Genomic DNA, 18,812 nt, shown 5'->3' with positions numbered 1-18,812 from the left:
CCATATATGAAGAATGCAACGTTCTACCTTCTGGACAATGATACCCATCAGGATGGTCTCAGCGCCGTTGAACAACTGGTGTGTGAAATTGCCGCAGAACGTTGGCGAAATGGAAAACGTGTGCTGATTGCCTGCGAAGATGAACAGCAGGCTATTCGCCTCGACGAAGCGCTGTGGGCAAGACCGCCCGAGAGTTTTGTCCCGCACAATTTATCGGGTGAAGGACCACGCGGCGGCGCGCCGGTGGAAATCGCCTGGCCGCAAAAACGCAACAGCAGCGCACGCGATATTTTGATTAGCTTGCGTACGGGCTTTGCAGATTTTGCCACCGCTTTCACAGAAGTGGTAGACTTTGTCCCTCACGAAGATTCTCTGAAACAACTGGCGCGCGAACGCTACAAAGCGTACCGCCTGGCTGGTTTTAACCTGAATACGGCAACCTGGAAATAATGGAAAAGACATACAACCCACGAGATATCGAACAGCCGCTTTACGAGCACTGGGAAGAGCAGGGCTATTTCAAGCCTAACGGCGATGAAAGCAAAGAGTCCTTCTGCATCATGATCCCGCCGCCGAACGTCACCGGCAGTTTGCATATGGGTCATGCTTTCCAGCAAACCATCATGGACACCATGATCCGCTACCAGCGCATGCAGGGGAAAAATACCCTGTGGCAGGCAGGTACTGACCACGCGGGTATTGCGACCCAGATGGTGGTGGAGCGTAAAATTGCCGCTGAAGAAGGTAAAACCCGCCACGACTACGGTCGCGACGCCTTTATCGACAAAATTTGGCAGTGGAAAGCAGAATCTGGCGGCACCATTACCCGTCAGATGCGTCGTCTCGGCAACTCCGTGGACTGGGAGCGCGAGCGCTTCACCATGGACGAAGGTCTTTCCAATGCCGTGAAAGAAGTGTTCGTCCGTCTGTACAAAGAAGACCTGATTTACCGTGGCAAGCGCCTGGTAAACTGGGATCCAAAACTGCGCACGGCAATTTCCGATTTGGAAGTGGAAAACCGCGAGTCGAAAGGCTCGATGTGGCACATCCGTTATCCGCTGGCCGATGGTGCGAAAACCGCAGACGGTAAAGATTACCTGGTCGTGGCGACGACCCGTCCGGAAACCCTGCTGGGCGATACCGGCGTGGCTGTTAACCCGGAAGATCCGCGCTACAAAGATCTGATTGGCAAGTTCGTCATGCTGCCGCTGGTGAATCGTCGCATCCCGATTCTGGGCGACGAACACGCTGATATGGAAAAAGGCACCGGCTGTGTGAAAATCACCCCGGCGCACGACTTCAACGACTATGAAGTTGGCCGTCGTCACGCCCTGCCGATGATCAACATCTTTACCTTTGACGGTGACATCCGCGAAAGCGCAGAAGTGTACGACACCAAAGGCGAAGAATCTGACGTTTACCCAAGCGATATTCCAGCAGAATTCCAGAAGCTGGAGCGTTTTGCCGCGCGTAAAGCGGTGGTTGCCGCCATCGACGCGCTTGGCCTGCTGGAAGACGTTAAGCCACACGATCTGACCGTTCCTTACGGCGACCGTGGCGGCGTGGTTATCGAACCGATGCTGACCGACCAGTGGTACGTACGCGCTGACGTGCTGGCAAAACCTGCGGTTGAAGCGGTTGAAAACGGCGATATTCAGTTCGTGCCGAAGCAGTACGAAAACATGTACTTCTCCTGGATGCGTGATATTCAGGACTGGTGTATTTCTCGTCAGCTGTGGTGGGGTCACCGTATCCCGGCGTGGTACGACAACAACGGCAACGTGTTTGTCGGCCGCACCGAAGAAGAAGTGCGTCAGGAAAATAACCTCAGTGCAGACGTTGCGCTGCGTCAGGACGACGACGTTCTCGATACCTGGTTCTCTTCCGCATTGTGGACCTTCTCTACGCTTGGCTGGCCAGAGAACACCGACGCGCTGCGTCAGTTCCACCCAACCAGCGTGATGGTGTCTGGCTTCGACATCATCTTCTTCTGGATCGCCCGCATGATCATGATGACCATGCACTTCATCAAAGATGAAAACGGCAAACCTCAGGTTCCGTTTAAAACCGTCTACATGACCGGTTTGATTCGTGACGATGAAGGCCAGAAGATGTCTAAATCCAAGGGCAACGTTATCGACCCACTGGATATGGTTGACGGTATCTCTCTGCAAGATCTGCTCGAGAAACGTACCGGCAACATGATGCAGCCGCAGCTGGCGGAAAAAATCGCTAAGCGTACCGAGAAGCAATTCCCGGACGGCATCGAGCCGCACGGCACCGACGCCCTGCGTTTCACCCTGGCGGCGCTGGCTTCTACCGGTCGCGACATCAACTGGGACATGAAACGTCTGGAAGGTTACCGCAACTTCTGTAACAAACTGTGGAACGCCAGCCGCTTTGTGCTGATGAACACCGAAGATCAGGATTGCGGCTTCAACGGCGGTGAAATGACGCTGTCGCTAGCGGATCGCTGGATCCTCGCGGAATTCAACCAAACCATCAAAGCATACCGTGAAGCGCTGGACACTTACCGCTTTGATATCGCGGCAGGTATTCTGTACGAATTCACCTGGAACCAGTTCTGTGACTGGTATCTGGAGCTGACCAAGCCGGTGATGAACGGCGGCAATGAAGCGGAACTGCGCGGAACGCGCAACACGCTGATTACTGTACTGGAAGGTTTATTGCGCCTGGCGCATCCGATCATTCCATTCATTACCGAAACCATCTGGCAGCGCGTGAAGGTTATCAAAGGCATTACTGCCGATACCATCATGCTCCAGCCGTTCCCGGAGTTTGATGCCGCACAGGTGGATGAAGCCGCGGCTTCTGATACTGAATGGCTGAAACAAGCGATCGTTGCCGTGCGTAATATTCGTGCGGAAATGAACATCTCCCCAGGCAAACCGCTGGAACTCCTGCTGCGCGGTTGCAGTGATGCGGCGGTTCGTCGTGTTAATGAGAACAGCAGCTTCTTGCAGAACATGGCGCGTCTGGAAAGCATTACCGTGCTGCCAGCCAATGAAAAAGGTCCGGTTTCCGTGACCAAAATCATCGATGGCGCCGAGCTGCTGATCCCAATGGCTGGTCTTATCGACAAGGACACTGAGCTGGCGCGTCTGGCGAAAGAAGTGACCAAAGTCGAGATCGAAATTGGCAAAATCGAAAGCAAGCTGTCTAACGAAGGTTTCGTGGCACGTGCACCAGAAGCGGTTATCGCGAAAGAGCGCGAACGTCTGGTCGCTTTCGCTGATGCAAAAGCGAAACTGATCGAACAGCAAGCGGTTATCGCTGCGCTGTAAGGCCTTAACCCCTTACCTGTTCGCAGGTAAGGGGACTCCTCCCTGAAATATCCTCGCTTGCACTCCCTTTTCTGCGATGCTATTAACTGCAACTGTGTGTCAATTTTTGTCATGAGCCATGCTATGAGCGTAATCACCCCGACCGCCGCGACAACGATGCGTCGGATAACAGAGCTGGATAATTCCGGCATCGCCACCGTCATTCGTGCGGTATCGGCTGAATATGGTTTAACGGCCGATAAAGGCTACACCGTCGCTGACCCGAATCTGGATGAGTTGTATCAACTCTACAGTCAGCCAGGCCATGCCTACTGGGTCATCGAGCAAAACGGTCATGTCGTCGGCGGAGGCGGTGTGGCACCGCTGAGCTGCAGCGAACCCGACATCTGCGAACTGCAAAAAATGTACTTCCTGCCGTCCGTGCGCGGCCAAGGGCTGGCGAAAAAGCTGGCGTTGGTGGCACTCGATCACGCTCGCGCGCAGGGTTTTAAGCGCTGTTATCTCGAAACCACCGCGTTCCTCAAAGATGCGATTGGGTTGTACGAACACCTCGGCTTTGAGCACATCTCAGAACCTCTCGGCTGTACCGGTCACGTCGACTGCGAAGTCAGAATGCTGAAAAATCTGTAAATTCCTTTCCCGCCCTCTTCTGTTAAGCGGCTGTAAACTGAATGCTCTACACTCTCAGTTCACACCAAAACGGGGGAAAGACGATGTCGAAGATAAAAAGCTACGCCGCACCGCAGGCAGGTGCAGAACTTGAGCTGTACGAATATGATGCGGGCGAGCTGAAAGCAGAAGACGTCGAAGTACAGGTCGATTATTGCGGCATCTGCCACTCAGATCTGTCGATGATCGACAACGAATGGGGTTTCTCAAGCTATCCACTCGTCGCTGGACACGAAGTCATTGGCCGCGTGGTCGCACTGGGGACGGCTGCCCAGGACAAAGGGCTTAAGATCGGTCAGCGTGTCGGTATCGGCTGGACTGCGCGTAGCTGCGGACATTGTGATGCCTGTATCAGCGGCAATCAGATCAACTGTCTGGAAGGCGCTGTCCCGACAATCCTAAACAAAGGCGGTTTCGCCGACAAACTGCGCGCCGACTGGCAATGGGTTATTCCACTGCCGGACAGCATTGATATCGAATCCGCAGGCCCGCTGCTGTGCGGCGGTATCACCGTTTTCAAACCTCTCCTGATGCATCACGTCACTGCCACCAGCCGCGTCGGCGTTATCGGTATTGGTGGTCTGGGCCACATCGCCATCAAGCTGCTGCACGCCATGGGCTGCGAAGTCACCGCGTTCAGCTCTAACCCAGCGAAAGAGCAAGAAGTCCTGGCGATGGGTGCTGACAAAGTCGTTAACAGCCGCGATCCGGAATTGTTAAAAGCGTTGGCCGGTCAGTTTGATCTGATCATCAACACCGTTAACGTCGATCTCGACTGGCAGCCGTACTTCGAAGCGCTGGCCTATGGCGGTAACTTCCACACCGTCGGCGCGGTTCTGAAGCCACTGCCTGTGCCTGCGTTCACGCTGATTGGCGGCGACCGTAGCGTGTCGGGTTCTGCGACCGGTACGCCTTACGAATTGCGCAAGCTGATGAAATTCGCTGGCCGCACGAAGGTTGCGCCAACGACCGAACTGTATCCGATGTCTAAAATCAATGAAGCTATTCAGCACGTTCGTGACGGCAAAGCCCGTTATCGTGTCGTGTTAAAAGCAGATTTCTGATGTGACATTGCCGGGAAATGTGCGGCCTGATGCCCTCACCCCAACCCTCTCCCGCCGGGAGAGGGCGCAAACACTAAAAACGGTAACGGTTGTTACCGTTTTGCATCTACCATGGCCTTAAATACCTCTGCAACGGCCACAGCCCCGGGATCCGTTACCCCCTCCAGGTTCTCTTTATTCACATACGACGAACGCCCTGCTCCCGCTTTTTGCATGCCAGCCGTAGCGTCTGCACCCTTTTTCGCTGCCTGGGCAGCCGCCTGAATATCGCCATTTTGCAGCGTCTCCAGTGCAGGCTGTAGTGCGTCGATCAAGGTACGATCGCCAAGATCCGCTCCGCCGTAATGCTTCATTTGCGCAAGCCCACTCAGCAATGCCTCCGGCAGTGATTTTCCGTCATGTAATGTCTGTCCGGCAGCTGTGAAGAAGATCGACATCAGGACGCCACTCGACCCGCCCATGACCGTCGCCAGCCGTTCGCCGATCAACAACAGCAGCTTAGAAAGATCGTTTAGCGGAAGCTGTTTTTGCTCCAGAAGCTGCGCAATTTCCCGCGCGCCTTGCGCAAAAGTCGACCCGGTATCGCCGTCACCCACTTTGGCATCCAGCGCATTTAAACGGTTCTCCAGAGCGAGCAACGTTTGCGTCGCCGCTGCCATTCGCGCTGCGACCTCGTCGTTCCCGGAAGGCGTAAATTCAACACGATCCTGAATCGCAGTATGCGAAAGCGTGCGTAATGGCGCGAATGCTACCGGCTTTTGCCAGCCAATAGTTTCGACGGGTGCGTTAATGGCTTTCTCAAAGGTATTGTTAAGCCGTAACAGTGACAGCGAAAAGCCTTTCATATCCAGCGAGCTCACCAGCGGCGCAGGGCCAATCAGATACGCAATATTTTCTTTCAGCGCAGAATCCGCCAGTTCTTTCGTGAGCAGCGCCATCTCCAGCGCCGATACACCGCCGAGATTGTTAATCAGCACCGCAAATTTGCCTTCGCCGGCCGTCTCTTTTAACGGCTTCACCAGGGTGTCGATAATCTCTTTGCTGTTGTGCGTATCAACCACTGACGCGCCCGGCTCGCCGTGAATGCCCAACCCCAGTTCGACATGACCATCCTTGATACGCCCTTCTTCATCGTCGCTGCCCGGCAGGTTGCACGTTTGCATCGCCACGCCCAGGCTCCATATATTGTCACAGGCCTGCTGCGCAATATCCCGCACGTCAGCCAGTGATTTCCCCTGTTCGGCTGCATATCCGGCAATTTTGTGTACCAGCGCCGTCCCCGCAATGCCACGCGGCTGTTTGTTATCCGGCAGGGCGATGTCATCAGCAACGATCACCATCTCAACCTTCAGCCCATAGCGTTTGGCCTTTTCCGCCGCGAGGCCAAAGTTAAGCCGATCGCCGGTATAATTTTTGACGATTAACAGGCAACCGCGATCGCCCGTTACCGCCACAATCGCGTTTAACACCGCATCCACGCTCGGTGAGGCAAACAGATCGCCACAGACGGCTGCGGTCAACATCCCTCTGCCGACAAATCCGGCATGAGCGGGTTCGTGCCCCGAGCCACCACCAGAAATCACCGCTACGCGGCTTTTATCCCAGTCGCTACGCGCAACCACCCGAATGGCGGGATCGATATCAAGTTTGACAAGATTCCCGTGCGGCGCGGAAATCAGTATGCCTTCAATGGCGTCGTTGACCAGCTGTTTGCGGTCATTAAAAAAGAATCTGGACATAGCTTCCCAAAATTTTGTGAACCGTATGCAAAAGCATAGTCCGCACTGGATAATGCGCCGCAAAGTCAGGAATTTACTGAGTCACATTGTCGTCAGGTTGCCTATACTCGACGCAGGACAAAAAGAGGACGCGCACCATGAGTACACCACTGCAGATTGCCCGAACGCTGGAGAAAGAGCTGTTCCTGCTGCCCGGTATGGCGAACCGCCACGGGCTGATTACCGGTGCGACGGGGACGGGGAAAACCGTCACGCTGCAAAAGCTGGCGGAGTCTTTTTCTGAAATTGGGGTCCCGGTGTTTATGGCCGACGTGAAAGGCGACTTGACCGGGATTGCGCAGCCGGGCACCGCGTCTGAAAAACTGATCGACCGGCTCAAAAATATCGGCGTAACCGACTGGCAACCGCAAAGTAATCCGGTGGTGGTGTGGGATATTTTCGGTGAGAAGGGCCATCCGGTGCGCGCGACCGTATCCGACGTCGGCCCTTTACTGCTGGCGCGGCTCCTCAATCTGAACGATGTGCAATCCGGGGTGCTGAATATCATCTTTCGCATTGCGGACGATCAGGGCTTGCTGCTGCTCGATTTCAAAGATCTCCGCGCCATTACGCAGTATATCGGGGATAACGCAAAATCCTTCCAGAATCAGTACGGCAACATTAGCAGCGCCTCGGTCGGTGCCATTCAGCGTGGGCTACTGAGTCTGGAACAGCAAGGCGCCGAACATTTCTTTGGCGAACCGATGCTGGATATCAAAGACTGGATGCGCACCGATAGCAACGGCAAAGGCATCATCAACATCCTTAGCGCCGAAAAGCTCTACCAGATGCCTAAACTGTATGCCGCTAGCCTGCTGTGGATGCTCTCAGAGCTTTATGAACAGCTGCCGGAAGCGGGCGATCTCGATAAACCCAAGCTGGTGTTTTTCTTTGACGAAGCGCATCTGCTGTTTAGCGATGCCCCGCAGGTCTTGCTGGATAAAATCGAACAGATGATCCGCCTGATCCGCTCTAAAGGCGTGGGGGTTTATTTTGTCTCGCAAAACCCTTCTGATATCCCCGACAACGTACTGGGCCAGCTAGGCAATCGCGTGCAGCACGCGCTTCGCGCCTTTACTCCGAAGGATCAGAAAGCCGTAAAAGCTGCCGCGCAGACTATGCGCACCAATCCGGCGTTTGATACAGAGCTTGCCATTCAGGCGCTCGGAACCGGTGAAGCGCTGATTTCATTCCTGGATGCGAAAGGCAGCCCGTCAATCGTCGAGCGCGCAATGGTTATTGCGCCATTCTCCCGCATGGGACCCGTGACGGAGGATGAGCGAAACGGACTGATAAATCATTCGCCGGTGTACGGAAAATACGAGGACGACATCGACAGAGAATCCGCCTTCGAAATGCTGCAAAAAGGGGTTCAGGTCACGACGGATCAGCAAAATGCGCCCGCGACAAAAGGCGAGTCGGTTGCGGTGGATGACGGAATACTCGGCGGGTTGAAAGACATTCTCTTCGGCAGCACCGGTCCGCGCGGCGGCAAGCGCGATGGCGTCGTGCAGACCATGGCGAAAAGCGCGGCGCGCCAGGTGACGAATCAAATTGTCCGCGGGATGCTGGGTAGCCTACTCGGTGGCCGACGACGTTAGCGGGGAAACCCAGGGCTTACCAATCGCAGAACCCTGTACACCGTGCGCATTCAGGTAGCGGTCGAGCTCAACCATCCCTGTCCAGCGGTTCTCACACCAAAGCGGCGCAAGCAGTTCCGGGCGACGGGCGCTGGCGGAGATACGGTGATAAATCACGTCTGGCGGCGTATGACGAATCATCTCACCCGCCGTAACGGTGTATTCTTCCAGCTCAATCCCGTTTAGTCGCCCCGCTTCCCAAGACTTCGCCATAATACTGCCTTTAACGATATGAAGCGGATGAAGTTTGATGCCATCAACGCCCGTCTCAATCACCTTTTCCAGCGTTTCCAGGCCATGCTGCTGCCCTTCTCCCGGCAGACCGACAATCAGGTGCGAACACACTTTGAGTCCGCGCTCGCGGGCAAGCCGCGTAGTGCGTTGGTAGCAGGCGAAATCGTGGCCGCGATTAATACGGTGCAAGGTTTTGTCATGTGCGGTTTGCAGTCCCAGCTCAAGCCAGATTTCGTAACCCAACTCTTTATATTCACTCAGCAGATCCAGCACGGCTTCTGGCACACAGTCCGGACGGGTCCCAACGCATAGCCCCACTATATTTGCCTGACTGACGGCCTGCTGATACATCGAGCGCAACACTTGTACTTCTGCCCAGGTGCTGGTGTAAGCCTGGAAATAGGCCAGATATTGTTTAGCGCGGTTAACGAGACGGGCCTGATGGGCGAGCTGCTCTGCAATAGAGTGATGCTGCTGCGTCTCGTCGGCAAAAGAGGCCACATTACAGAAAGTACAGCCGCCACGCCCAATGGTGCCATCGCGATTGGGGCAGCTAAAACCCCCGTGTAGCGTGAGCTTATGAACCTTTTCACCGTAGCGACGTGAAAGATCCCCACCAAACATATTGACTAATTTCTGTAACTGCATAATCTGATAGACCGCCCCGAACAAAGGGGATAAGCCTGCCATTTTTAGCTTCAGTCGGCGATGACCTGGATCAATCGCTCTGGATCGCTATTATTCATTTGAATAAAAACCCACTATTATTGCAATTTCATTCACCATTCTGGCAATTACTTTTGCTTATGCTCAGGCCGATTTTTTCACTTATAGCGCCGGGGCTGAAAAACAGTGTGATTATGCGGGTTGTTCAGCAGCGCCAGTGTAATATCCTGCAATTATTCTGGTATTCAGCATGCCGCATTGATAATACCGCTTTCAGATAGTGAGTCAGATCACACTCCCTTATTGCCTCCCCTGCGATAAGTTCGTTAAAAATAAGCAAAATAACGTTTAAATTCAAATCGATAACCCCTCTTTAGTACAATTTTGTATAAATAAGATTGCCATTTGACCTATGTATCAAATACCGATAACTTGGAAATCCGCTGGAAGCTTTCTGGATGAGCAGCCTGCTCATCATATTTATGCAGTAATTGAGATTCCCTCTGAAGCAAGTCCTCAAACTTGTTTGACCTGTGCGAAAAGGATATTAAGAGGGCGAATGCGAGGTACGCGTATGACACGCAAACCCCGTCGCCGCGCTCTTTCTGTGCCTGTGCGCCACGTCCAGATGGGAAGCCCGAAGAGCCTGGGGAGGTTCACTGATATGTTGTACGATAAATCCCTTGAGAAGGATAACTGTGGTTTCGGCCTGATCGCCCACATAGAAGGCGAACCTAGCCACAAGGTAGTGCGTACCGCTATACACGCACTGGCCCGTATGCAGCACCGAGGTGCTATCCTCGCGGATGGTAAAACCGGCGACGGTTGCGGTCTGCTGCTGCAAAAACCGGATCGTTTCTTCCGCATTGTTGCAGAAGAGCGCGGCTGGCGTTTAGCCAAAAACTACGCTGTCGGTATGCTGTTCCTGAATCAGGATCCTGAAAAAGCTGCCGCATCACGCCGCATCGTCGAAGAAGAACTTCAACGCGAAACCCTGTCTATTGTCGGCTGGCGCAATGTGCCAACCAACGAAGGGGTACTCGGTGAAATCGCCCTCTCCTCGCTGCCTCGTATTGAACAAATTTTTGTGAATGCGCCTGCGGGCTGGCGTCCGCGTGATATGGAACGCCGCCTGTTCATTGCCCGTCGCCGCATTGAAAAACGTTTGCTGGACGATAAAGAGTTCTACGTGTGTAGCCTCTCAAATCTGGTGAACATCTATAAAGGTCTGTGTATGCCGACGGACCTGCCGCGCTTTTATCTGGATCTCGCGGATCTGCGTCTGGAATCGGCCATTTGCCTCTTCCACCAGCGTTTTTCCACGAACACCGTACCGCGCTGGCCGCTGGCTCAGCCTTTCCGCTACCTGGCGCATAACGGTGAGATCAATACCATCACCGGTAACCGCCAGTGGGCGCGTGCACGTACTTATAAATTCCAGACCCCGTTGATCCCCGATCTTCATGATGCCGCACCGTTCGTGAATGAAACCGGCTCGGATTCCAGCTCTATGGATAACATGCTGGAACTGCTGCTGGCTGGCGGGATGGATATCGTGCGTGCGATGCGTCTGCTTGTTCCGCCAGCCTGGCAGAGCAACCCGAATATGGATCCTGAGCTGCGCGCGTTCTTCGACTTTAACTCCATGCACATGGAGCCGTGGGACGGCCCGGCGGGCATCGTGATGTCCGATGGACGTTACGCGGCCTGTAACCTGGACCGCAACGGTCTGCGCCCGGCGCGCTACGTCATCACCAAAGATAAGCTGATCACCTGCGCATCTGAAGTAGGGATCTGGGATTACCAGCCTGACGAAGTGCTTGAAAAAGGCCGCGTCGGTCCGGGTGAGCTGATGGTTATCGACACCCGCAGCGGCCGCATTCTGCACTCGGCTGAAACCGATGACGATCTGAAAAGCCGTCATCCGTATAAAGAGTGGATGGAGAAGAACGTCCGCCGTCTGGTGCCGTTCGAAGATCTTCAGGACGAAGAAGTCGGCAGCCGCGAGCTGGACGACGACACGCTTGCCAGCTTCCAAAAACAGTTTAACTACAACGCCGAAGAGCTGGATTCTGTTATCCGCGTGCTCGGTGAGAACGGTCAGGAAGCCGTCGGTTCAATGGGTGACGATACCCCGTTTGCCGTGCTTTCGAGCCAGCCACGCATCATTTACGACTACTTCCGTCAGCAGTTTGCGCAGGTCACTAACCCGCCAATCGATCCGCTGCGTGAAGCGCATGTGATGTCATTGGCGACCAGCATCGGTCGCGAGATGAACGTATTCTGTGAAGCCGAAGGCCAGGCGCACCGCCTGAGCTTTAAGTCGCCGATCCTGCTGTACTCCGATTTCAAACAGCTCACCACCATGACAGAGGAGCATTACCGCGCCGACACGCTCGATATTACGTTCGACGTGACCGAAACGAGCCTCGAAGAGACGGTGAAAGCGCTGTGTGATAAAGCCGAGCAGATGGTGCGTGATGGCACAGTTCTGCTGGTGCTGTCTGACCGTAACATCGCTAAGAACCGCCTGCCGGTTCCTGCACCGATGGCAGTGGGCGCGATCCAGACCCGTCTGGTGGATAAGAGCCTGCGCTGCGACGCCAACATCATCGTTGAAACCGCCAGCGCGCGCGACCCGCACCACTTCGCCGTGCTCCTGGGCTTTGGTGCCACCGCCATCTATCCATACCTCGCCTACGAAACGCTGGCGAAACTGGTTGATGGACACGTCATCGAAAAAAATTACCGCACCGTGATGCTGAACTACCGTAACGGCATCAACAAAGGCCTGTACAAAATCATGTCCAAAATGGGCATCTCGACCATCGCTTCTTACCGTTGCTCCAAGCTGTTCGAAGCAGTCGGTTTGCACGATGACGTCGCCGATCTCTGTTTCCAGGGCGTGATCAGTCGTATCGGCGGAGCCGGATTCTCTGACTTCCAGCAGGATCTGATTAACTTGTCGAAACGGGCCTGGCTGGCGCGTAAACCGCTGGACCAGGGTGGCTTGCTGAAATACGTTCACGGTGGCGAATACCACGCCTACAACCCGGACGTGGTCCGCACGCTGCAACAGGCCGTACAGAGTGGTGAATACAGCGATTATCAGCAGTATTCAAAGCTGGTGAACGAACGTCCGGCGGCGACCCTGCGCGATTTGCTGGCGGTCACGCCTGACGGCAAAACGGTCAATATTGATGACGTAGAGCCCGCGAGCGAACTGTACAAACGCTTTGATACTGCGGCCATGTCCATCGGCGCACTGAGTCCTGAGGCACACGAAGCGCTGGCTGAAGCAATGAACAGCATCGGCGGCAACTCGAACTCCGGCGAAGGCGGCGAAGACCCTGCGCGCTACGGCACCAACAAAGTGTCGCGCATCAAGCAGGTGGCTTCCGGCCGCTTCGGCGTCACACCGGCGTATCTGGTTAACGCCGATGTGATTCAGATTAAAGTCGCTCAGGGTGCGAAACCGGGCGAAGGTGGTCAGTTGCCAGGCGATAAAGTGACGCCTTACATCGCCAAACTGCGCTACTCAGTGCCGGGCGTGACGCTGATCTCCCCGCCGCCTCATCACGATATCTACTCTATCGAAGATTTGGCGCAGCTGATTTTCGACCTGAAACAGGTCAACCCGAAAGCGCTGATCTCCGTGAAGCTGGTTTCTGAACCGGGCGTGGGCACCATTGCGACGGGCGTGGCAAAAGCCTATGCGGATCTGATTACCATCGCGGGCTACGACGGCGGTACAGGTGCAAGCCCGCTCTCCTCCGTGAAATACGCGGGTTGTCCGTGGGAGCTGGGCCTGGTTGAAACGCAACAGGCGCTGGTAGCCAACGGTCTGCGCCACAAGATCCGTCTGCAGGTGGATGGCGGTCTGAAAACCGGTCTCGACATCATTAAAGCGGCAATTCTGGGCGCGGAAAGCTTCGGCTTCGGTACCGGTCCAATGGTGGCGCTGGGTTGTAAATACCTGCGTATTTGCCACCTGAACAACTGCGCAACGGGCGTGGCAACTCAGGACGAAAAACTGCGTAAGAACCATTACCACGGTTTGCCGTTCAAAGTGACCAACTACTTTGAATTCATCGCCCGCGAAACCCGCGAGCTGATGGCGCAGCTGGGCGTGACGCGTCTGGTGGATTTGATTGGCCGTACCGACCTGCTGAAAGAGCTGGAAGGTTTCACCGCCAAACAGCAGAAGCTGGAGCTGTCTAAGTTTCTGGAAACGGCCCAGCCGCACCCTGGCAAAGCCGTTTACTGGACCGAGACCAACCCACCGTTTGATAACGGCGTGCTGAATGCCCAGCTGTTGCAGCAGGCGAAACCATTTGTCGATGACAAACAGAGCAAAACGTTCTGGTTTGATATTCGCAACACTGACCGTTCTGTTGGCGCGACGCTTTCTGGTTATATCGCGCAAACCCATGGCGATCAGGGCCTGGCAGCCGATCCGATTATCGCGCACTTCAGCGGTACCGCGGGTCAGAGCTTCGGCGTCTGGAATGCGGGCGGCGTTGAGCTGTATCTGACTGGCGATGCCAACGACTACGTCGGTAAAGGCATGGCAGGCGGATTGCTGGCGGTGCGTCCTCCTGTCGGTTCTGCGTTCCGCAGTCACGAAGCCAGCATTATCGGCAACACCTGTCTGTACGGCGCGACCGGTGGTCGTCTGTTTGCAGCGGGCCGTGCAGGTGAGCGTTTCGCAGTACGTAACTCGGGTGCCATCACTGTTGTGGAAGGCATCGGCGATAACGGCTGTGAATACATGACCGGCGGGATTGTCTGCGTATTGGGCAAAACCGGCGTGAACTTCGGCGCAGGCATGACGGGCGGTTTCGCCTACGTCCTGGATGAAGACGGTGAGTTCCGCAAACGCGTGAACCCTGAACTGGTGGAAGTGCTGGACGTAGAAACGCTGGCCATCCACGAAGAACATCTGCGCGGTTTGATTACCGAACATGTGCAGCATACCGGTTCTTCGCGCGGCGAAGAGATCCTGGCGAACTGGCCAGCATTCTCAGCGAAATTCGCGCTGGTTAAACCGAAGTCCAGCGATGTTAAAGCACTGTTGGGTCACCGTAGTCGTAGCGCAGCAGAGCTGCGTGTGCAGGCGCAGTAAGGGGTAGCAATGAGTCAGAACGTATACCAGTTTATCGATCTGCAGCGCGTTGATCCGCCGAAGAAACCGCTGAAGATCCGCAAAATTGAATTTGTAGAAATTTATGAGCCGTTTTCAGAAGGCCAGGCCAAGGCACAGGCAGATCGCTGCCTGTCCTGTGGCAACCCTTACTGTGAATGGAAATGCCCGGTACATAACTACATCCCGAACTGGCTGAAGCTGGCTAATGAAGGGCGTATTTTCGAAGCCGCTGAGCTGTCTCACCAGACCAACACCCTGCCGGAAGTCTGCGGCCGCGTGTGCCCACAGGATCGCCTGTGCGAAGGTTCCTGTACGCTGAACGACGAGTTTGGCGCAGTGACCATCGGCAACATCGAGCGCTATATCAACGATAAAGCCTTCGAGATGGGCTGGCGTCCGGACATGACCGGCGTGCGTCAGACCGACAAACGCGTCGCCATTATCGGCGCGGGTCCGGCTGGCCTGGCCTGTGCTGACGTGCTAACCCGTAACGGCGTCAAAGCTGTCGTGTTTGACCGTCACCCGGAAATCGGCGGCCTGCTGACCTTCGGTATTCCAGCCTTCAAGCTGGAAAAAGAGGTCATGACCCGTCGTCGTGAAATTTTCACCGACATGGGGATTGAGTTCAAACTGAACGTCGAAGTGGGTCGTGACATCCAGATCGACGATCTGCTGAAGGATTACGACGCCGTATTCCTCGGCGTCGGGACCTATCAGTCGATGCGCGGCGGTCTGGAAAACGAAGACGCTCCGGGCGTGTTTGACGCCCTGCCGTTCCTGATTGCCAACACCAAGCAGATGATGGGCTTTGGCGAAACCACGGCTGAGCCGTACGTCAGCATGGAAGGTAAACGCGTTGTCGTGCTTGGCGGCGGTGATACCGCGATGGACTGCGTGCGTACCTCAATTCGTCAGGATGCCACGCACGTGATTTGTGCGTATCGTCGTGACGAAGAGAACATGCCAGGTTCTAAACGCGAAGTGAAAAACGCGCGTGAAGAGGGCGTGGAGTTCCAGTTCAACGTCCAGCCACTGGGCGTGGAAGTGAATGCGAACGGTAAAGTAAGCGGCGTGAAAATGGCGCGTACCGAAATGGGTCAGCCAGACGCGAAGGGACGCCGTCGTGCGGAAATCGTGGCGGGTTCAGAGCATGTGGTTCCGGCTGATGCGGTGGTGATGGCGTTTGGCTTCCGTCCTCACAGCATGGAGTGGCTGGCGAAACACAGCGTAGAGCTGGACTCGCAGGGCCGCGTGATTGCGCCGGAAGGTAACGAAAACGCTTTCCAGACCAGCAACCCGAAAATCTTCGCCGGTGGTGATATCGTTCGCGGTTCAGACCTGGTGGTGACAGCGATTGCCGAAGGCCGCAAAGCGGCTGAAGGAATCATGAACTACCTGGAAGTGTAAAAACGAAGGCCGGATGGGGTTAACCATCCGGCTTTTTTTATGCGCTCAGTAAACTGGCGCGAACTTTAATCACCACTTTCTTTATCTCTTCAGATTCCGTCACCACGCAGCCGGGCTTATGCGGCTCACCGGGTATAAAAATCGCGTACATTCCCGGTTTTAAATCGATCTGCTGCATGCCATGAATCACGCTACACAGCTGATAATCATCTTCTACGTGTTGCTCCTCGCACTGCCGCGCCGAACCTGACACGCCGTACTGGATCCGCTCTTCACCCGCCAGCAAAAGCTGGATGTCGATGTAACGCTCATGCAATTCCGCTTTCTTCTGTTCCGGTAACTGCGTGGCAAATTCCATCACGTTCATAAAGATATCGTCACCCTGCAATTCGTAGCGACCCGGCGGTTTATCCTGCGGCCAGGCTGCGACGCCCAGCATCAACGCGTCTTGCAACATCGGATGAATGCCCGATAAAGACAGCGCCTTTACTTCACCCATCATCATCATTGCTCTCCTTGAATCAGTAATGCCGCACCCAATAAACCGGCATCGTGCCGGTAATGCGCCGGGCGCACGGCAACGTGATAGACCGGCGGTAGCTGCGCTAACGACTCAACCACTTGAGGCAAATAGCCTTCGGCCAGCCCGATGCTGCCGCCCACCACTACCGTCTGGCAGTCGGTGACGGCTTTGACGTCGCCAATCAGTCGCGCCAGCGTCTGGGCGGAACGCGCGATGATGTCGCGGGCCTGCTGATGCCCGCGTGCCGCATGGCTGAAAATGGTTTTGGCATCCAGCCCAGCCAGATCGCCCTGCGCCATCGCCGCGATGCCACGTCCAGAGGCGATGGCCTCGACGCAACCCGTTCGCCCGCAACCACACACCGGCCCCTGCGGATCGGCAAGCGTGTGGCCCAGATGCCCGGCCAAACCGCCCGATCCCGTTTGCAACACTCCGTTCAGCACCACGCCCCCGCCGACGCCAGTTGAGACGGTAATAAAAACCATCTCGCCGTCTTCCGTTTCCAACGCGTGGTATTCCGCCCATGCCGCAGCCTGCGCATCATTTACCGCCATGGCAGGCAGACCGGTGATGTTTTCCAGCGTCTGCACCAGCGGAAAATGCAGCAGTCCACCAAGATTAAGGGGGTTAATCGCCAGTAAAATGCCTTCGCGAATAATGCCCGTCGAAGCGATGGCAACGCGTGTTGCCTGCTTCATCAGCGGTGTCACCAGCTCCGTTAACGCAGCATACAGCGCATCGGGAGTTTTGCTGGCAGGCGTTGGTATCTCGCGTCGTTCGCAGATCTGCAAAGAATCGTCGACCAGCGCGGCGGCGAGTTTGGTCCCTCCGATATCGATAGCCAACGTCGTCATTTCACCGCCTCACGCTCGCTTTTGATGCTGCCTAAAGGAACGGCTCCGCTGAACGGTTTACCGTCAATCGCATCGTGCGTGCGGAGTGCCTCGGGGCGGATCCAGCGCTGCACGCGAGACGGCATATCCAGGCCAATCAACAGGATGACGACAAAGGTGAGTCCGAACGAGAGCGAACCAAGCGCAGTGCCTAGCTCCAGACGTTGTGCCAGCAGCGCCCCAATCACCGGCGCAATCGCCCCACCCAATGCGCCGACGTTGTAAGTAAAGCCCAGCCCCGCTGCACGCTGATCGGTATCGAAGTAGCCGCCGATAAGCTTCGGCAGAATTCCGGAAATCCCCTGCCCGAGCATCTGCTGGAAGAAGAGCAGAAAACCGAGAACCCAGATATTGGACCCGCCAATCGCAAAGACCGGAATGATAAGGAGCTGCGAGGCCAGCAGGCTGCAAACGTACGCTTTGCGCGTCCCCAGCCAGTCCCCCAGAAAACCGCCGACACAGCAGCCAACCGCTGCGCCAAAGCCGCTGAAGAACAGCACGCGCGCCACCATCGCCGGATCGTACGCCAAATCCGTTTTCAGATAGGTCGGCAGCAGCGCCTGAATCGGCCACGAATAAAGGAACGCAAACAGCACGACTACCATCAGAGTGACGCCCGTCGGCCAGCGCTTACCGCTGCTTTGCACCATAAAGCTGATGAACACAAAGGCGCACAGCAGGCCAAGAATCATCACCAGACCGGCATTGTTGAGCTCCCCGGCAAAGCAGAACCACAGCGCCGTACCTGCGAAGAGTGTCATGACAATATTAATCACCCGATGTTTTCCACGATAGAGAATATCCACCATCGTGCGCACGGGCGCTTTGCCTTCGTGTTTCGCTTTCCAGTCTTCTGCTTCCGGAATATTTTTACGCAGCCACAGGGCAAAAATGATCGGCAGAATGCCGATAAAGAAGAGCGCGCGCCAGCCCCATACGGGAACGACGAGGCTGTAGATCTGCGCCGCGATAACCGCCCCGACAGAGAAGCCGGAGATCAAAAAGCCGCTGGCTTTGTTGCGCAGATGCTTTGGCCAGCTTTCAATCACGTAGGTGGCGCTGGAGCCGTATTCGCCCGCCATGCCCATGCCGATCACCATGCGGGCGATAAACATCGTGATGTAGCCTGGCGCAAAACCGCACGCCAGCGTCCCGCACGAAAACAGCACGATACTGGTGATCATCGCCAGTTTCCGCCCGTAGCGATCGCCCATAGCGCCAAGCAGCAGGCCGCCAAACCATCGGGAGATAAAGGCAGCGGATATGAGGCTAGCCGCCTCGACCGTTGTGAGTCCAAATTCCGTTTTAACTTCCGTTAACACCAGCGCTATCAATACAAAATCGAAACCATCCAGCAGATATCCCAACCATGCGGCGGAGAAGGCGCGCCACTGCGGGCGGCTGAGATGGCGGTACCACGGGATGCTTTGGGTAGGAATACGCATTTAACTCTCCCGACGCTCTGTTTTCGTCTGTTTAGCCCAGCG

General features: G+C 55.6%; 12 protein-coding genes. 7 read left to right on the top strand and 5 right to left on the bottom strand.

The window, feature by feature from the left end:
• Positions 1-6: 6 nt before the first annotated feature.
• The 4 genes from holC (at position 7) to ahr (ending at position 5,038) form a co-directional block, all read left to right on the top strand.
• Positions 7-450: a DNA polymerase III subunit chi gene (gene holC / locus AC07RN_RS15285; RefSeq protein ID WP_015960630.1), complete on the top strand. Its 444-nt coding sequence runs from the start codon at positions 7-9 to the stop codon at positions 448-450.
• Positions 450-3,305: a valine--tRNA ligase gene (locus AC07RN_RS15280; RefSeq protein ID WP_478336751.1), complete on the top strand. Its 2,856-nt coding sequence runs from the start codon at positions 450-452 to the stop codon at positions 3,303-3,305. The genes holC and AC07RN_RS15280 overlap by 1 nt, the downstream gene beginning before the upstream one ends.
• Before the next feature lie 123 nt (positions 3,306-3,428).
• A complete protein-coding gene (locus AC07RN_RS15275; protein ID WP_041689539.1) occupies positions 3,429-3,935 on the top strand; it encodes a GNAT family N-acetyltransferase in 507 nt (168 codons plus the stop codon).
• 83 nt (positions 3,936-4,018) lie between these two features.
• Complete coding sequence (ahr, locus tag AC07RN_RS15270; RefSeq protein WP_015960633.1) at positions 4,019-5,038, top strand: NADPH-dependent aldehyde reductase Ahr; 1,020 nt, start codon at positions 4,019-4,021, stop codon at positions 5,036-5,038.
• Positions 5,039-5,130: 92 nt separating this feature from the next.
• On the opposite strand, the gene AC07RN_RS15265 is transcribed toward ahr, so the two are convergent.
• Entirely contained in the window at positions 5,131-6,777 is a 1,647-nt protein-coding gene (locus tag AC07RN_RS15265; protein ID WP_478336750.1) for a glycerone kinase, read from the bottom strand.
• Positions 6,778-6,914: 137 nt separating this feature from the next.
• Between AC07RN_RS15265 and AC07RN_RS15260 the strand changes: the two genes are divergently transcribed.
• On the top strand, positions 6,915-8,417 hold the full coding sequence (locus AC07RN_RS15260) for a helicase HerA-like C-terminal domain-containing protein (protein ID WP_478336749.1): 1,503 nt from the start codon (positions 6,915-6,917) through the stop codon (positions 8,415-8,417).
• Here the strand turns inward: AC07RN_RS15260 and mnmL are convergent.
• On the bottom strand, positions 8,394-9,338 hold the full coding sequence (mnmL, locus tag AC07RN_RS15255) for a tRNA modification radical SAM protein MnmL/YtqA (RefSeq protein ID WP_478336797.1): 945 nt from the start codon (positions 9,336-9,338) through the stop codon (positions 8,394-8,396). The two genes, AC07RN_RS15260 and mnmL, sit on opposite strands and share 24 nt — an antisense overlap.
• Positions 9,339-10,020: 682 nt before the next feature.
• Here mnmL and gltB point away from each other — a divergent pair.
• Positions 10,021-14,481, top strand: coding sequence for a glutamate synthase large subunit (gene gltB / locus AC07RN_RS15250; RefSeq protein ID WP_478336796.1), 4,461 nt, complete (start codon positions 10,021-10,023; stop codon positions 14,479-14,481).
• A 9-nt stretch (positions 14,482-14,490) separates the two neighbouring features.
• The gene (locus tag AC07RN_RS15245; RefSeq protein ID WP_015960638.1) at positions 14,491-15,909 is read left to right on the top strand and encodes a glutamate synthase small subunit; all 1,419 of its coding nucleotides are present in this window, start codon (positions 14,491-14,493) and stop codon (positions 15,907-15,909) included.
• A 37-nt stretch (positions 15,910-15,946) separates the two neighbouring features.
• Here the strand turns inward: AC07RN_RS15245 and nanQ are convergent, their stop codons facing one another.
• The 3 genes from nanQ to AC07RN_RS15230 are packed head-to-tail and all read right to left on the bottom strand — an operon-like array spanning position 15,947 to position 18,770.
• On the bottom strand, positions 15,947-16,414 hold the full coding sequence (gene nanQ, locus AC07RN_RS15240) for an N-acetylneuraminate anomerase (protein WP_478336795.1): 468 nt from the start codon (positions 16,412-16,414) through the stop codon (positions 15,947-15,949).
• Positions 16,414-17,286: an N-acetylmannosamine kinase gene (gene nanK / locus AC07RN_RS15235; RefSeq protein WP_478336748.1), complete on the bottom strand. Its 873-nt coding sequence runs from the start codon at positions 17,284-17,286 to the stop codon at positions 16,414-16,416. The genes nanQ and nanK overlap by 1 nt, the downstream gene beginning before the upstream one ends.
• Positions 17,283-18,770 carry an MFS transporter gene (locus tag AC07RN_RS15230; protein ID WP_059177308.1) on the bottom strand — a complete coding sequence of 496 codons (1,488 nt, stop codon included), beginning with the start codon at positions 18,768-18,770 and terminating at the stop codon, positions 17,283-17,285. The genes nanK and AC07RN_RS15230 overlap by 4 nt, the downstream gene beginning before the upstream one ends.
• Positions 18,771-18,812: the final 42 nt, after the last annotated feature.

The organism is Lelliottia sp. GFLA7, from assembly GCF_056490165.1.
Note: the sequence above shows the minus strand (reverse complement) of the source record. Positions and strands in the feature narration are given on the sequence as shown.

Bases quoted from the DNA above. Each gene is read 5' to 3' on its own strand.
- holC (WP_015960630.1), top strand. From the start codon at position 7: ATGAAGAATGCAACGTTCTACCTTCTGGACAATGATACCCATCAGGAT.
- AC07RN_RS15280 (WP_478336751.1), top strand. From the start codon at position 450: ATGGAAAAGACATACAACCCACGAGATATCGAACAGCCGCTTTACGAG.
- AC07RN_RS15275 (WP_041689539.1), top strand. From the start codon at position 3,429: ATGAGCGTAATCACCCCGACCGCCGCGACAACGATGCGTCGGATAACA.
- ahr (WP_015960633.1), top strand. From the start codon at position 4,019: ATGTCGAAGATAAAAAGCTACGCCGCACCGCAGGCAGGTGCAGAACTT.
- AC07RN_RS15265 (WP_478336750.1), bottom strand. From the start codon at position 6,777: ATGTCCAGATTCTTTTTTAATGACCGCAAACAGCTGGTCAACGACGCC.
- AC07RN_RS15260 (WP_478336749.1), top strand. From the start codon at position 6,915: ATGAGTACACCACTGCAGATTGCCCGAACGCTGGAGAAAGAGCTGTTC.
- mnmL (WP_478336797.1), bottom strand. From the start codon at position 9,338: ATGCAGTTACAGAAATTAGTCAATATGTTTGGTGGGGATCTTTCACGT.
- gltB (WP_478336796.1), top strand. From the start codon at position 10,021: ATGTTGTACGATAAATCCCTTGAGAAGGATAACTGTGGTTTCGGCCTG.
- AC07RN_RS15245 (WP_015960638.1), top strand. From the start codon at position 14,491: ATGAGTCAGAACGTATACCAGTTTATCGATCTGCAGCGCGTTGATCCG.
- nanQ (WP_478336795.1), bottom strand. From the start codon at position 16,414: ATGATGATGGGTGAAGTAAAGGCGCTGTCTTTATCGGGCATTCATCCG.
- nanK (WP_478336748.1), bottom strand. From the start codon at position 17,286: ATGACGACGTTGGCTATCGATATCGGAGGGACCAAACTCGCCGCCGCG.
- AC07RN_RS15230 (WP_059177308.1), bottom strand. From the start codon at position 18,770: ATGCGTATTCCTACCCAAAGCATCCCGTGGTACCGCCATCTCAGCCGC.